This is a genomic window from Vibrio sp. C8, from assembly GCF_054051265.1.
Window position 1 is genome coordinate 25,590 of the sequence record NZ_JBPAOE010000006.1, and the last position, 14,917, is coordinate 40,506.

At 44.3% G+C, this 14,917-nt stretch carries 13 protein-coding genes and 1 tRNA gene; 10 read left to right on the forward strand and 4 right to left on the reverse strand.

Features of this window, described 5'->3' with window-relative positions; genetic code table 11:
* Nucleotides 1-72 precede the first annotated feature (72 nt).
* Both ACRQQK_RS03740 and ACRQQK_RS03745 read left to right on the forward strand, forming a co-directional pair.
* Nucleotides 73-354 (forward strand): YcgL domain-containing protein, encoded by a 282-nt coding sequence (locus ACRQQK_RS03740; protein ID WP_102940072.1) that lies wholly within the window; start codon nt 73-75, stop codon nt 352-354.
* A gap of 20 nt (nt 355-374) precedes the next feature.
* A complete protein-coding gene (locus ACRQQK_RS03745; protein WP_457510112.1) occupies nt 375-1,346 on the forward strand; it encodes a lytic murein transglycosylase in 972 nt (323 codons plus the stop codon).
* 69 nt (nt 1,347-1,415) lie between these two features.
* Here the strand turns inward: ACRQQK_RS03745 and folD are convergent, their stop codons facing one another.
* Complete coding sequence (gene folD, locus ACRQQK_RS03750) at nt 1,416-2,276, reverse strand: bifunctional methylenetetrahydrofolate dehydrogenase/methenyltetrahydrofolate cyclohydrolase FolD (RefSeq protein ID WP_457510113.1); 861 nt, start codon at nt 2,274-2,276, stop codon at nt 1,416-1,418.
* Nucleotides 2,277-2,476: 200 nt separating this feature from the next.
* Between folD and ACRQQK_RS03755 the strand changes: the two genes are divergently transcribed.
* A tRNA-Arg gene (locus ACRQQK_RS03755) sits at nt 2,477-2,553 on the forward strand.
* 95 nt (nt 2,554-2,648) lie between these two features.
* Here ACRQQK_RS03755 and ACRQQK_RS03760 read toward each other — a convergent pair.
* The 3 genes from ACRQQK_RS03760 to ACRQQK_RS03770 form a co-directional block, all read right to left on the reverse strand.
* Nucleotides 2,649-3,569 carry a DMT family transporter gene (locus ACRQQK_RS03760; RefSeq protein WP_457510114.1) on the reverse strand — a complete coding sequence of 307 codons (921 nt, stop codon included), beginning with the start codon at nt 3,567-3,569 and terminating at the stop codon, nt 2,649-2,651.
* The gene (locus ACRQQK_RS03765) at nt 3,551-4,171 is read right to left on the reverse strand and encodes a LysE family translocator (RefSeq protein WP_042486858.1); all 621 of its coding nucleotides are present in this window, start codon (nt 4,169-4,171) and stop codon (nt 3,551-3,553) included. The genes ACRQQK_RS03760 and ACRQQK_RS03765 overlap by 19 nt, the downstream gene beginning before the upstream one ends.
* Before the next feature lie 184 nt (nt 4,172-4,355).
* Entirely contained in the window at nt 4,356-5,888 is a 1,533-nt protein-coding gene (locus tag ACRQQK_RS03770) for a bifunctional GNAT family N-acetyltransferase/carbon-nitrogen hydrolase family protein (RefSeq protein ID WP_042486855.1), read from the reverse strand.
* A gap of 501 nt (nt 5,889-6,389) precedes the next feature.
* On the opposite strand from ACRQQK_RS03770, the gene ACRQQK_RS03775 reads away from it, so the two are divergent.
* The 7 genes from ACRQQK_RS03775 (at nt 6,390) to ACRQQK_RS03805 (ending at nt 14,846) form a co-directional block, all read left to right on the forward strand.
* The gene (locus tag ACRQQK_RS03775; RefSeq protein ID WP_457510115.1) at nt 6,390-7,859 is read left to right on the forward strand and encodes a protein adenylyltransferase SelO; all 1,470 of its coding nucleotides are present in this window, start codon (nt 6,390-6,392) and stop codon (nt 7,857-7,859) included.
* 140 nt (nt 7,860-7,999) lie between these two features.
* A complete protein-coding gene (locus ACRQQK_RS03780; protein WP_457510116.1) occupies nt 8,000-8,728 on the forward strand; it encodes a response regulator in 729 nt (242 codons plus the stop codon).
* 5 nt (nt 8,729-8,733) lie between these two features.
* Nucleotides 8,734-10,188 carry an ATP-binding protein gene (locus tag ACRQQK_RS03785; RefSeq protein ID WP_457510117.1) on the forward strand — a complete coding sequence of 485 codons (1,455 nt, stop codon included), beginning with the start codon at nt 8,734-8,736 and terminating at the stop codon, nt 10,186-10,188.
* 24 nt (nt 10,189-10,212) lie between these two features.
* Complete coding sequence (locus tag ACRQQK_RS03790; RefSeq protein ID WP_457510118.1) at nt 10,213-11,460, forward strand: ABC transporter substrate-binding protein; 1,248 nt, start codon at nt 10,213-10,215, stop codon at nt 11,458-11,460.
* Nucleotides 11,461-11,735: 275 nt separating this feature from the next.
* Nucleotides 11,736-12,734 carry a DctP family TRAP transporter solute-binding subunit gene (locus ACRQQK_RS03795; RefSeq protein WP_457510119.1) on the forward strand — a complete coding sequence of 333 codons (999 nt, stop codon included), beginning with the start codon at nt 11,736-11,738 and terminating at the stop codon, nt 12,732-12,734.
* Between the two features lie 84 nt (nt 12,735-12,818).
* A complete protein-coding gene (locus ACRQQK_RS03800; RefSeq protein ID WP_457510120.1) occupies nt 12,819-13,481 on the forward strand; it encodes a TRAP transporter small permease in 663 nt (220 codons plus the stop codon).
* Between the two features lie 3 nt (nt 13,482-13,484).
* Complete coding sequence (locus tag ACRQQK_RS03805; RefSeq protein ID WP_457510121.1) at nt 13,485-14,846, forward strand: TRAP transporter large permease; 1,362 nt, start codon at nt 13,485-13,487, stop codon at nt 14,844-14,846.
* The last annotated feature ends 71 nt before the right edge of the window (nt 14,847-14,917 follow it).

Below are 14,917 nucleotides of genomic sequence, written 5' to 3' on the forward strand. Positions count from 1 at the left end.
TTTTGTCGAATCTTGACCATTTCTAGACAAAACTCGTCATTAGTACGTGTTATTTACAATAAAAGGCTCATCATGCTTTGTTCTATCTACAAAAGTCCTAAGAAAGAAGGCACCTATCTCTATATTCCAAAAAGAGATGATTTCTCACAGATCCCAGAAGCGCTGATGCAAACATTCGGCAAACCGATATTTGTTATGTTGGTTAATCTGGAATCACGCCAATTAGCTCAGGTAAATGTGGAAAAAGTCAAAGCGTCGCTGGATGAACAAGGTTTCTTCTTGCAATTGCCGCCACCACCAGTGAATCTATTAGAACAACATAAAGAAAGAAAAGCTCAGAACAATCCTGAGTGAGAATACTCAAGGAGGCTAGGTTGAGAAAATTATTATCAGTGGTTTTGGGGTTAAGTCTTTCTGCACCCGTATTGTCGAACGAATTGAGTTTCGAACAGTATGTTGAAGGACTGAAACAACAAGCCCGCGAAGAAGGTATTTCAGAGCAGATTCTTCAGTCTGCTTTTACCAACGTAGAATACAAGCCTCGTGCAGTTGTTGCTGACCGTAATCAGCCAGAGAAAAAGAAAACGCTGGATGAATATATTCCAAGTGCTGTGCCGGATTGGAAAGTAAAACAAGCTCGAGCCTTGTATGAAAAACATTACAAAGAGTTGAGCCGCATTGGTGAACAATACGGAGTTCAGCCTCGTTTCATTGTTGCCTTGTGGGGTGTGGAAAGTAATTTCGGTGCCAATATGGGGCGCTTTAGCGTTATTGATGCTTTATCAACTATGGCCTACGAAGGGCGACGCGAAGAGTTCTTCCGAAAAGAGACCATGGCAGCGCTGCAAATTCTTCAGCAAGGTCACATTAAACCTGATGCTATGAAAGGCTCTTGGGCTGGCGCGATGGGGCAATGCCAGTTTATGCCAAGTTCATTCTTATCCTTTGCTGCCGATGGCAACAGTGATGGTAAGAAAGATATTTGGGGCAGTAAGTCAGATGTGTTTGCTTCAACGGCGAATTATCTAAGCCAGTCAGGCTGGGATGACAAATACACTTGGGGTCGCCAAGTCAAAGTGCCTCATGGTTTAGATAAAAACCTCGAAGGCCGTCAGCCAGAGAAAGGCAAATACTTACGTGAGTGGAACGAGCTGGGTATTACTCGTTATGATGGCAAGCCGCTTCCAGCCCTCAGCGATGATATTAAAGCGTGGCTGATTATGCCTGATGACGAAGACGGTCGTACGTATCTGGTTTACAACAACTACAATGTGCTGATGAAATGGAACCGCTCATACTACTTTGCGTTAGCGGTAAGTCATTTGGCGGATAGAATCGTCTACTAGTCTTAATCGATGACATACATTGAAAATAGAAAAGGGCTCTTAGAGCCCTTTTTAGTTCAACGTGATCACTTATTTCTTGGTGTGGAATTGTTCACACGCAATCATAGTATTCTCAATCAAACTTGCTACCGTCATTGGGCCTACGCCACCCGGTACTGGTGTAATGAAGCTTGCATTGCTGCGTGCCACGTCGTACTCAACGTCGCCTACCAGTTTGCCACTCTCTAGACGGTTGATACCGACATCGACCACTACTGCACCTTCTTTGATCCAAGCGCCCGGAATGAAGTTTGGTTTACCTACCGCGACAACTAAGATATCCGCTTGGCGAACATGACCTTCAAGATCTTTGGTGAATCGGTGACAGGTCGTTGTTGTACAACCTGCAAGTAACAGCTCCAGTGTCATTGGGCGGCCAACGATGTTTGATGCGCCAACAACAACGGCATGTTTACCGCGCATAGGGATGTTGTAACGGTCTAAAAGGGTGATGATACCCTTTGGTGTACATGAACGCAGTTTTGGAATGCGTTGAGCCAAACGTCCAACGTTGTATGGGTGGAAACCATCCACGTCTTTTTCTGGGTGAATACGCTCTAGTACGTGGGTTGAATCGATGCCAGCGGGCAGAGGAAGTTGAACAAGAATGCCATCGATCTCTGGGTCTTGGTTAAGCTCGTCAACCAAATCCAATAATTCTGTTTCTGAAGCCGTTGCAGGTAAGTCGTAAGACTTAGAAACAAAGCCCACTTCCTCACAAGCGCGTCGCTTACTGCCAACATAAACTTGTGATGCAGGGTCTTCACCCACAAGCACTACTGCTAGTCCCGGAGCACGTAATCCAGCTTCTGTTCTAGCTTTTACTCGTGCTGCAACTTCAGAACGCACGGTTTTAGAAATAAGTGTTCCATCAATATTTTGAGCAGTCATGACTTTCCTTCACATTTAGAGCGAAAATTTTTGCGCGCATTGTCGCAGAAATTTTGATGAACATCTATAAGCAAACGTTTGCTTTGTTGTGTTTTTCGGCGCTTGTCCGTCGAGTGGTAAATTTTTAGGCATTTAAATCAGAAACTAAGATAAAGCCGTTGATTTACCATCTTTAACTCGTATAATCCTTTCCCTGTAGCGCGCCCTTAGCTCAGCTGGATAGAGCACCTGCCTTCTAAGCAGGTGGTCACAGGTTCGAATCCTGTAGGGCGTGCCATTATTCTAGGCTCTAGCAACTAAACATTGCTGGAGCCTTTTTCATTTCTGCGCTCCATTTCTTATCTCTTCATCATCATTTCTCTTTGTCATTATTCAGCTAAGAGTGATGCCTAAAAAGATCAACATCATTCCCCAAAGATGGTACAGCTGCACATATTCACCAAGAAATAGGGCAGAGAGCATAGCGCCAAACACTGGAATCAAGTGAACGGAAAGGCTGGCTTTTGCTGGGCCAAGCAGTTTCACGCATTGCATGTAAAGCAAGAAAGCACCTATAGAAGGGAAAATGCCGATATAAAGCAAACTCATAATGGAGTGGGCATTCCAAATCGGATATTGGCCTGAAAACACTTCCCATAGATAAAACGGCAGCAGAGCCAGTATCGCCAATATCATTTGCACTGACATCAAACCGAGTCGATTGATGGTCGGAGGTAATTGTTTAAGACCGATGGTGTATATCGCCCAACAAACCATAGCTAAGAAGATAATAAAGTCACCATGGTTGATGTTGAGTGCGAGAAGGTTGTTCCAGTCGCCAGCACTGACGATCGTCAGTATGCCGCATAGGGAAAGAGTAATCCCTAGACACAGTCGCCAAGTTATCGCGAGGCCAAAAAAAAGAGCGCCAAAGATGCTTATCAGAATAGGAATAAAGGCGTTCAATAAGGTGCCATTGGTTGCTGGTGTCGATTGCAAACCAAGATAGATAAAAGAGTTAAACGCGGCAAAGCCTGTAATTGAAGTGACTAGTGTTAAACGCCACTGCTCGATGTAGAGCTTCCATTCTTTAAGAATGAATTTATAAGAAAAAGGCAGCAATAAGATGCTTGCCAGAACCCAACGGCTGAATGAAAGGGTTACTGGCGGAATTTCATCGCGAACCGCACGACCGACAATAAAATTGCCCGCCCAGAAAAGCGGTGGCAGCAGGAAGAAAAACACGATCACCGCTCGCGATTCAGAAAGTTTTCTGACTCCCGTATTTAAACGATCTAACTCAAAAATAGCCATATACCGACACCCATCATCAACGTTCCCGAAATACGGTTCATTAGCTTCACGTTTTGAGTTTTTCCAAGTGCGCGTTTCAGGCCTTTACCGCCAGTTGCGTATAGCGTCATACACACAAACTCGGACACAAGAATAATGGATACCAGAAAAATGAGTTGCGGCGTCAGACTGATGGATTGGTCGATAAATGGTGGTAACAAAGAGATCATAAAAGCCCACCCCTTAGGGTTAGCAATAGCGGTAATAAAACCTTGAGCGGTTAGTTCCCAGTTGCTGCCTTTGTATGATTCTTCACTATCAACATTTAATGCAAGTTTGCCTCTTGAAAGCCACATTTGCACGCCGAGGTAAAAAAGATAGCAAGCACCGATAGATTTGAAGACGGTGAATAGCCAAGGGTAGGTAAGCATGACCGCTGCAATACCCACAACCGCTGAAACCGCGACAACAGCTACCCCTACCAATTCTCCTGCCATCATCCAAAGCGTACGCTTGTAACCGATGGTCATACCCAAAGTGAGTGCAAGTGTCATACACATACCCGGGGTGATAGAAACGAAGAAAAAAGTAGGAATAAACATTCCTAACAACGCGGTATTCATAGAGATATCCATATCTTGAAAGTAGGAGAACAACAATAAGCGTAGAGCGTATGACGATCAATATTTGTTTGATGTGGTTCGCAGAAAAATTAGGCTTAAATTGAGATTCAAACAAAAACGCACAGCAAAAAAACGCACAGTAGTTACTGTGCGCTTCGAAGTTCTAATGAGCAGTATTCACTGACTAGGACTTGGGTTGTGTGAATCCGCCGTAGAGATCCATTCTGCGATGGCGAAGATTAGTAACCGAACCTTCGGTATTCAGCTGCTTAAGCTTATCTAAATCGACATCAGCAAAGATGATCATCTCGGTATTGGGGCTGGCTTCCGTGATTGTCGCATCGTGAGGGAAATAGACGTCAGATGGAGAAAATACTGCAGATTGTGCGTATTGAATATCGACGTTATCCACGCGTGGTAAGTTACCGACACTTCCTCCAATGGCCACGTAGCACTCATTCTCTATTGCCCTAGCTTGTGAGCACAGACGAACCCGTTGATAGCCGTTTTTGGTATCAGTCCAGAAGGGAACAAAGATAATTTGCACATCTTGTTCTGCCATCATTCTGCCCAGTTCAGGAAACTCGCTGTCGTAACAAATCAGAATGCCAACACGTCCTGCGTCGGTTTCAAACACCTGCACTTTGTCACCACCGTCGATAACCCAATCTCGCTTTTCATGCGGAGTGATGTGGATTTTACTCTGTTCATCAATGGTTCCGTCGCGATGAAGCAAATATGCCACGTTGTAGAGAATGCCATCTTCCAACACAGGCATACTGCCCGCAATGATGTTGATGTTGTAAGTAACGGCCAACTCAGAAAAACGCAGTTTAATTTCTTCACTGAATGACGCAAGAAAACGAATCGCCTCTACCGTATTTTGATCGTTTTTAAGTCCCATTAATGGGGCGTTGAAAAATTCAGGGAAGAGGGCGAAATCAGCTTTGTAATTGGAGAGTGAATCGACAAAGAATTCAGCCTGATCCATCAAGTCTTCCGCGCTGGTCACGGCCCGCATCTGCCATTGTACGATACCGATTCTGACCAACGTTTTTTCAATGTCGTGAATGGAGATAATATCGTCTTCATAAAAGAAGTTATCCCATTCCAACAAAGTGGCGTAACCACGCGAACTGTCATCTTCTGGTAGGTAATGACGCATGATACGTTTTACGTCAAAGTCGTTGGAAAGTTGGAAGGAGAGTATCGGGTCGTGGATTTCGCGGCGTTTGATTTTTTCAATGTACTCGGTCACTGGCATAGTATTGGCGTAAGCGCCGTATCCGGGAATTCTTCCGCCAGCGAGGATCGCTTTCAAATTGGTGCTGCGACAGAGCTCTTTACGAGCCGCATATAAGCGTCGTCCTAAGCGCAAACCACGATAATCGGGGTGCACAAACACATCTAACCCATACAGTGCGTCACCGTTCGCTTTATGTTGAATTACATTGTTTTCATTGATGATATCTGTGTACACATGGGGAAGAGAGAAGCGGTTGTAATCGACTTTGATAGTGAGAGCTGCGCCAATGATTTTGCCGTCGTCTTCGATACAAATTTGTCCATCAGGAAACTGGTGAATCAAATCCATAATTGTCATGCGTGGCCAGGCTCCGCCCACGTCATGAAAAACTAAATCCATTAGCTCTGCTAATTCTGGATAGTCGCTTTTTTCAATCACGCGCAATGTTAGGCGCGGTGTTGGATTTCTCATTCATCCTTATCCTTCTATTGCTGTCCTTTTTTCATACTGGACAATTTAATGCTTCAATACAAGGGATAATGCGGTAAAGGGTTTGCCGATAGGCAAGGTTTATCAGTTCTATGTTTATCATTTCTATGTAGGTACATTTTGAATTTCATTCAGTGAGTAACTTACGTTGTAACAAAAATTTAATCTGTCTAGTTATTGCTCATTAGCGAAATTTTCATCATATTGTCATTACATTGTCATATTTATCGAGGAGAGCATTATGCATGTAGAAATGATTCAACCAACTCTTTTAGGCGTTATTGGTCGCACGCTAGTGTTTTCCTTAGTTGCGGTAGTAGGCGTATTCGCTCTGATTTAACCGTTATTCAGCAAGTGACACTATGAGCCCCAAATCAAGTTGGGGCTTTTTTATCTCTGTTTTATATAACCTAGTATTTAACTCGGGTATTTGCTAACGTTCGAACAAATAAATCAGCGCAATCGATGCTTGTGAGAAATGTTATGTCATTCTGGGATACCGTCACATTGACAACTCGTTTTAGCGAGTTACCTAAAGCTTTTTACACACTTATTGAGCCTCAGCCTTTGAGTAATACCCGATGGGTGACTTGGAACAGCGATCTAGCCAAGCACTATGGTTTTCCTGACAAACCGAATAACGAACTCTTACAGGCTTTTTCAGGGCAGGAAGTGCCAGAGCAGTTTGCTCCGCTGGCGATGAAGTATGCTGGTCACCAATTTGGCGTTTACAACCCTGATTTGGGTGATGGACGTGGATTGTTATTGGCAGAAGTGGCATCGAAAAGTGGTCAAGTGGCTGATATTCATGTTAAAGGTGCGGGTTTAACACCTTATTCGCGAATGGGTGATGGGCGTGCGGTATTACGTTCATCGGTGCGCGAATATCTGTGCAGTGAAGCGATGGCTGGGCTGGGAATCGCAACTACCAGAGCGCTCGGTTTAATGACCAGTGACACACCAGTTTATCGTGAAAAACAAGAGTACGGTGCGTTGTTGATTCGTATGGCTGATACTCATATTCGTTTCGGCCATTTCGAGCATTTCTTTTATACCAATCAGTTAGATCAGCAAAAACTCCTCGCAGATAAAGTGATTGAGTGGTATTTCCCTGAATGTGCCGGACAGGAAAATCCTTACGCCATGATGTTCAATCAAATCGTAGATAAAACAGCACTAATGATTGCGCAGTGGCAAGCGGTGGGGTTTGCGCATGGGGTCATGAACACCGACAATATGTCTATTCTTGGGCAGACTTTTGATTACGGTCCTTTTGGCTTTTTGGATGATTATCAGCCTGATTTTATCTGCAACCATTCGGACTATCAGGGGCGTTATGCCTTCGACCAGCAACCGAGAATTGCGTTATGGAATTTATCGGCACTGGCACATTCTTTATCGGCGTTAATTGAGAGAGAAGATCTCGAACAGGCGCTGAATCAATACGAAGTTCAGCTCAATGGTTACTTTAGCGAAATGATGCGTAAAAAACTTGGCCTGTTAACGCGTTTACCTGAAGATGGCGGCATTTTCGATACCATGTTTGAGCTTTTGGCTGCCAACAAGGTGGACTACACGCGTTTCTTCCGCCAGATCTCTATGTTGGATATAGCCAAGTCACAAGAGGTGATTGACCTGTTTCTCGATCGCGAGCAAGCCTCTCAGTGGTTGGATACTTATCTTACTCGCTGTGAGCGCGAGTTAAGTCGTCAAGGTGAACCAGTGAGTACGGCACAACGCTGTGAGAAAATGCGTCAGGTAAATCCTAAATACATTTTAAGGAACTATTTGGCGCAGGTCGCTATAGATAGAGCCGAAGAAGGGGATTTTTCAGAGTTAGAGCGCTTAGCCGAACTACTGAAAAAGCCATTTGAAGATCAGCCACACAATGAACACTACGCCAAGTTACCGCCAGAATGGGGCAAAACTTTGGAGATTAGCTGCTCTTCATGAGAACGTTTACAATAATTTGACTGAATAATGTGATCTCTATCCATGATGAATTCAAGTTTTAGTGAAATAAGCGTAATCAAGAAAGCGCTACGGTTATAAAATCTATTCACTATTTGTTACATACGGAATATGGAAGAAACATGCTGGAAGATACTCGCATCCTCGTCGTTGATGATGACAAAGAAATATGTGAGCTACTGGATGAGTATCTCAGTAAGTCTGGTTTCAATGTCGCCGCAGTTGGTGACGGTGTAGAACTTCAGGCTTATTTAGATGCCAAAGGGTATCCTGATCTTATCTTGCTGGATGTGATGTTGCCGGGAGATGACGGTTTCGATATTTGCCAACATATTCGCCGTGATTCGAATGTTCCTATCATTATGTTGACTGCGGTATCGGATGAAACCGACCAAATTATCGGTCTGGAAATCGGTGCGGATGACTATATTGCGAAGCCATTTAGTCCTAGACAGCTGGTAGCTCGTATTAAAGCCGTGCTAAGACGTTTCAATGCCAACGAAGAGAAAGGCGAAGAAGTATTGCCGAAACATATCGAGTTTGGTGATTGGCGTTTAGATACCACATCTCATCGTATTGTGCATGCTCATACTCAGGAAGAGCATGACCTGTCCGGAAGTGACTTCGCATTGTTGATGCTGTTCTTGACTAATCCGAACGAAGTGATCGACAAGGACACTATCTCTATGGCAACTCGTGGGCGTGAAGCCTTGCCTTACGAGCGCGGTATCGATGTTCAATTAAGTCGTTTAAGACAGCGTTTGGGCAGCAGTGAGCAGTTTCCTCACTACATTAAAACCATGCGTGGCAATGGTTATAAGTTAGCCATTCCTGTTCAATATGAGCATTAATCTTTATGTCAGCTCCACGTTTTTGGAAAAGATTTAAGCCCAACTCGCTAGTGGCTCGTACTTTAATGTTGACGCTGCTGGCAGTGGTGATCGCTCAGGGGATTGCGACCTCCGTCTGGTATAGCCAATCAAAGGCCAAAGAACTGGAAGGTATTCATTCGGCATCAGCCAGTATGGCGGGTATGTTTGCCTCTACAGTGACATTTTTCCAGTCTCTTCCTGTCCGTTATCGTCATATTATTTTGGATCAGATCCGAAATATGGGCGGTACACGTTTTTTTGTCTCCTTGAACAAGGAAAGGTTAATCGTTGAGCCGATAGAAGAAACAAGCCTGAAAAAGGCATCGGTGAAGGCGGTGAAAGAGGTCTTAAATGACAAACTGAACAATGTCGGTCAGGTGCTGGTGGATTTTTCTCGTCCTGAAAGATTGCGTTTACTCAAGAACAGTATTTTCATGAATGACTTACCCAAGTCATGGGTTCATCACACGCTCACTTTGGAACCGCTCAACCCTCCGGTCATGGTGGTGCAGATTGAACTGGATGAAAAAGAGTGGATATACATAGCAGCCTTACTGCCTTCACCATACATCACCTTGGATGACACCATCATAGGTAAAGAGCAGATTATCTATTTGTTCTTTTCGACATCCATTTTGCTAGTGCTTACTTACCTGTTAATGCGCAGACAAGTTAGACCTTTAAAAAACTTAGCCCGTGCTGCCAACGATATGAGTATGGGTATCGAACAGCGGCCTTTGAATGAAGAAGGTGCAAGTGAGTTAATTACCGCTACCCGCGCATTTAACCTCATGCAACAGCGCATTCGCCGCTATGTATCGGACAGGGAGAATCTCTTTTCTGCCATTTCCCACGATTTAAAAACACCGATTACTCGCCTAAGGCTAAGAGCAGAATTGCTTGAAGATGATATTAAGCGCGAGAAATTTAACCGCGATCTAGATGAACTTGAGATGATGGTTAAAGGCGCATTGCAGTGTGTTCGTGATACAGATTTGCACGAAAACAACGACTTTATCGATCTCAACGAGCTGATTCTGTCGATTGCAGAAGGACATAATCTAACGACTCAGACTGTCCACTTTAAGCCTATAGCCATTGAACCTATTGTCGCAAAACCGTTAGCGATGAAGCGGGCACTTACCAATTTGATTAACAACGGCGTTAAGTACGGTTATGAAGTTTGGGTGAGCATTGAAGAGACAGAGGACTGGATCACCATCTGTATTGAAGATCGAGGGCCGGGTATCCCCAAAGATAAGCTGGAAAGAGTTTTTGAACCTTACTTCCGAATTGCCAATGATGATGAAGGGCATGGGCTTGGTTTAGGGATCAGTCGTAGTATTCTTCGCGGACATGGTGGCGACATGGTGATAGAGAATCTGTTGAGTGGTGGTTTGCGTATCAAGCTGTTTATCCCACCGACACTCGAAGTGTAAATTCCTTACTCAAAAGGAAAAACAATGAAAATAACAAAAACTCTTCTTGCCGCTTCACTGCTTTCTGCTGCTACACCAACGTTTGCAGGTGAGGTAGAAGTGCTTCACTGGTGGACTGCCGGTGGTGAAGCCAATGCTATTTCTGTATTGAAAACCATGTTGGAGCAACAAGGATACTCATGGATTGATTTCGGTGTGGAAGGCGGCGGTGGCGAAAGCGCAATGAGAGTTCTCAAGACTCGTGCTGTCTCGGGTAATCCACCTTCAGCTGCGAATATCAAAGGGCTCGATATTCAAGAGTGGGCTCGACTCGGCTTTTTAACCAGCCTGAACCAAGTCTCGGACAAAGAGCACTGGGATAACGTTATCCCCAACATCATCAGTAATGTGATGAAGTATGACGGGCAGTATGTCGCAGTACCCGTGAATGTTCACCGAATCAACTGGCTTTGGGCGAATGCTGAGGTTCTGAAGAAAGCTGGTGCAAGTGTGCCGACCACATTAGACGATTTCTTTGTTACCGCAGATAAAATTAAAGCGATAGGGGTGATTCCTTTGGCTCATGGTGGTCAGCCTTGGCAGAATGCAACCCTGTTTGAAGTTATTGCTTTAGACGTGCTGGGTTCAGAAGACTATATAAAAGCGTTTGTCGATCTGGATATGGAGATTCTAGGCAGTGACAAAATGGTCGAGGCTTTTACTCAGTTTAAACGAGTCCTAAGTTATGTTGATGATGATGCGCCCGGAAGAAACTGGCTTGAAGCGACCTCGATGGTGATTAAAGGCGAGGCAGGAATGCAGATCATGGGTGACTGGGCAAAAGGAGAGTTTTCTGCGGCTGGTAAGATACCCGGTAAAGATTATATCTGTGCACCTGCTCTGGGGACGGCCGGAAAATTCACTTATAACGTCGACAGTTTTGCGTTCTTTGAACTTCACGATGAAGAGAACTTTGAAGCGCAAAAAGCATTAGCGTCCACGATACTTAATCCTAAATTTCAGGAAGTATTCAACCTGAACAAAGGTTCCATACCTGTGCGGGTCGATATGGATATGTCTCACTTCGACCAGTGTGCACTCGATTCAATGCAAGAGTTTAAATCATCGGCGAAAACAGGCGATTTGGTGCCAAGTATGGCTCATGGGATGTCGACCACCAGTTATGTTCAAAGTGCAATGTTTGATGTGATCACCAACTTCTTTAACGATCCAGATGAAACACCAGAGCAGGCGGTGCAGCGCCTTGTTAAGGTGGTGAAATCCTCAATGTAGCTTTATCGCTGTTACTAGGGGCGATAAAGCTGCGCAGCTTCTCTTTCAATAGGCGGAAAATGACACAAACGTTAATTTTTAATGTGTCATTTTCCACCCATTTCGACATTCTTCATTACCCGTCTTATCGATATGACATTTAGAAACTAAGTGTAACTAATTGTTTTTAAATGAATGTTAATTAATTGTTTCAACTTGGCTTGCTCTTTGCTCTATAGAGTTCATGCAGCGCTCATTGATGAGTTAGCTGATGATATAAACCAAGGAGAATAATAATGTTAAAGCCTCTTACCCTACTGACTGCCTCTATCCTAGCTGTTACAAGCTTCAATGCTGCTGCAAACTGTGACCCAGGTGAAATGGTGATTAAATTCAGCCATGTAACCAACACAGATAAACACCCTAAAGGCATTGCCGCGTCATTACTTGAAAAGCGTGTTAACGAAGAGATGAATGGCAAAGCTTGTATGCAAGTTTTCCCTAACTCAACGCTTTACGATGATGACAAAGTGTTAGAAGCATTGTTGAACGGCGACGTTCAGTTAGCCGCTCCGTCTCTGTCTAAATTTGAAAAATTTACCAAAAAGTTCCGCCTTTTCGACTTACCTTTCCTTTTTGAAGACGTAGACGCAGTAGACCGCTTCCAAAACTCAGAATCTGGTGTACAGCTAAAGAATGCAATGACTCGTCGTGGCGTGAAAGGTCTAGAATTTTGGCACAACGGTATGAAGCAAATCTCTGCGAACAAACCCATTATTGTTCCAGAAGATGCTAAAGGTCTTAAGTTCCGTGTTCAGGCGTCTGACGTGTTAGTTGCACAGTTTGAACAGTTGGGTGCCAACCCTCAAAAGATGTCATTTGCTGAAGTGTACGGTGGCCTACAAACCAAAGTTATCGATGGTCAGGAAAACACTTGGTCAAACACTTATGGTCAGAAATTCTTCGAAGTTCAAGATGGTATTACTGAAACCAACCACGGCATCCTTGATTACCTAGTGGTGACTTCATCGAAATGGTGGGACGGTCTACCAGCAGACATCCGTGATCAGCTAGCAACCATTCTTAACGAAGTAACGGTTGCTCGTAATTCGGAATCGAACAAAGTAGAAGAACAGAACAAGCAATACATCATTGAAGCGGGTGGTGTTGTTCGTCAGCTAACACCAGAGCAACGCCAACAATGGGTTGATGCTTTGAAACCTGTTTGGAAGAAGTTTGAAAAAGATATCGGTAGCGATCTAATTGATGCTGCTTTGGCTTCTAATCAGAAGTAATGATGTTTGCCCCTGCTCTTTACGGGTGGGGGCTTTTACACCAATTACATGACAACAACGATTACAACAAGAGCATAGTATCTTATGGAACAGTCATTTTTTGCCAAAGTCGGTCGTTTTACTGACAAAGCGGAAGAGACATTGATCGCCTTCTTCTTAGGTGCAATGACGCTACTCACTTTTGCCAACGTAGTGATGCGCTATATGTTTAACGACAACATTCTCTGGGCGTTAGAACTCACCGTATTTATGTTTGCATGGATGGTGCTCGTCGGAGCTTCCTATGGAGTGAAGAAACACTTCCACATCGGTGTTGATGTGCTGATCAATATGGCACCGCCTGCAGGCCGAAAAATTTACGCTTTGATCGCTATTAGCTGCTGTCTCGCTTTCTCTACTTTACTGCTGATCGGTTCGTGGAATTACTGGTACCCATTTGCGACTGAACGCGCTTGGTATGAAACCGACGATATTCCGATGCCAGAAATGCTGCAATTCCTAGCGGATTGGCTTAATGAAGGTGAGCGTTATGAGAAGTTACCTAGATTTATCCCTTACATGGCATTACCAGTAGGTATGGCTATGCTCACTTTCCGCTTCTTACAAATCGCGTATCAGATCCTAACAGGCAAGTTAGACCGAATGATTGCGGGTCATGAAGCCGAAGAAGACCTTGATGCATTAAAAGCGGAATTGGCTGACGTGGAAGATGTTATGGGCACAAAAAATAAGACTAAGGAGCAGTAAGCCATGGCTATTTTGTTGTTATTCATACTCGTTATTGGCTTCATGTTGATTGGCGTTCCAATTGCTGTATCGCTTGGTCTGTCGAGTATTCTGTTTTTAATGTGGCACTCGGAAGCTTCACTTGCTTCGGTTGCACAAACCCTATTCAATGCGTTTGAAGGCCACTACACCCTTTTAGCTATCCCATTCTTTATTTTGGCTTCTAGCTTTATGTCTACTGGCGGTGTGGCGAAACGTATTATTCGCTTTGCTATCGCGATGGTAGGTTGGTTCCGTGGTGGTCTAGCAGTGGCTTCGGTTGTTGCTTGTATGATGTTTGCGGCACTTTCTGGATCATCACCTGCTACGGTTGTCGCTATCGGTAGTATTGTTATTGCCGGTATGGTGAAAAATGGTTACAGCAAAGAGTTTGCAGCGGGTGTAATTTGTAATGCGGGCACCTTGGGGATTCTGATTCCGCCTTCAATCGTAATGGTTGTCTATTCAGCGGCGACTAACGTTTCTGTTGGCCGTATGTTCCTTGGCGGGGTAATTCCGGGACTATTGGCTGGTCTGATGTTGATCATTGCGATTTACATTACTGCCCGTATCAAAAACTTACCAAAACAGCCTTTTGTTGGCTGGAAAGAAGCAATGGCAGCAGCAAAAGATGCGAGTTGGGGTCTGTTGCTGGTGGTGATCATCCTTGGTGGTATCTACGGTGGTATCTTTACACCAACAGAAGCCGCGGCAGTTGCAGCTGTATACTCGTTCTTTATCGCAAACTTTATTTATCGCGATATGGGGCCTTTCGCTGACAAAAATAATACCAAGCACTTCGTCGTCAAAGTGTTCGAGTCTTTTGTTCATAAAGATACGCAAAATACGCTTTATGACGCGGGTAAACTGACGATCATGTTGCTATTTATCATCGCTAACGCGCTGATCTTGAAACATGTTCTGACAGAAGAACGCGTACCACAGATGATTACTGAATCCATGCTTTCTGCTGGATTAGGACCAATCACATTCCTAATCGTAGTGAACGTCTTGTTGTTGATCGGTGGGCAATTTATGGAACCATCAGGTCTGCTAATCATCGTTGCTCCGCTGGTTTTCCCGATTGCTATTGAGTTAGGAATTGACCCTATTCACTTAGGTATCATGATGGTGGTGAACATGGAGATAGGCATGATAACACCGCCTGTCGGGCTCAACCTCTTCGTAACCGCAGGGGTCGCCAAGATGTCCATGATGCATGTGGTGAAAGCCGCTATGCCTTGGGTAGCGATCATGTTCCTGTTCCTAATCATCGTTACTTATGTGCCAATCGTATCGACTTGGCTACCAACCTTACTAATGGGACCGGAGATTATTACCCGATAGAGTAGGCGGTATTCTAACAAACATAACAAAACGCCCAGCATTGCTGGGCGTTTCTTTTGTGTCTCTATAGC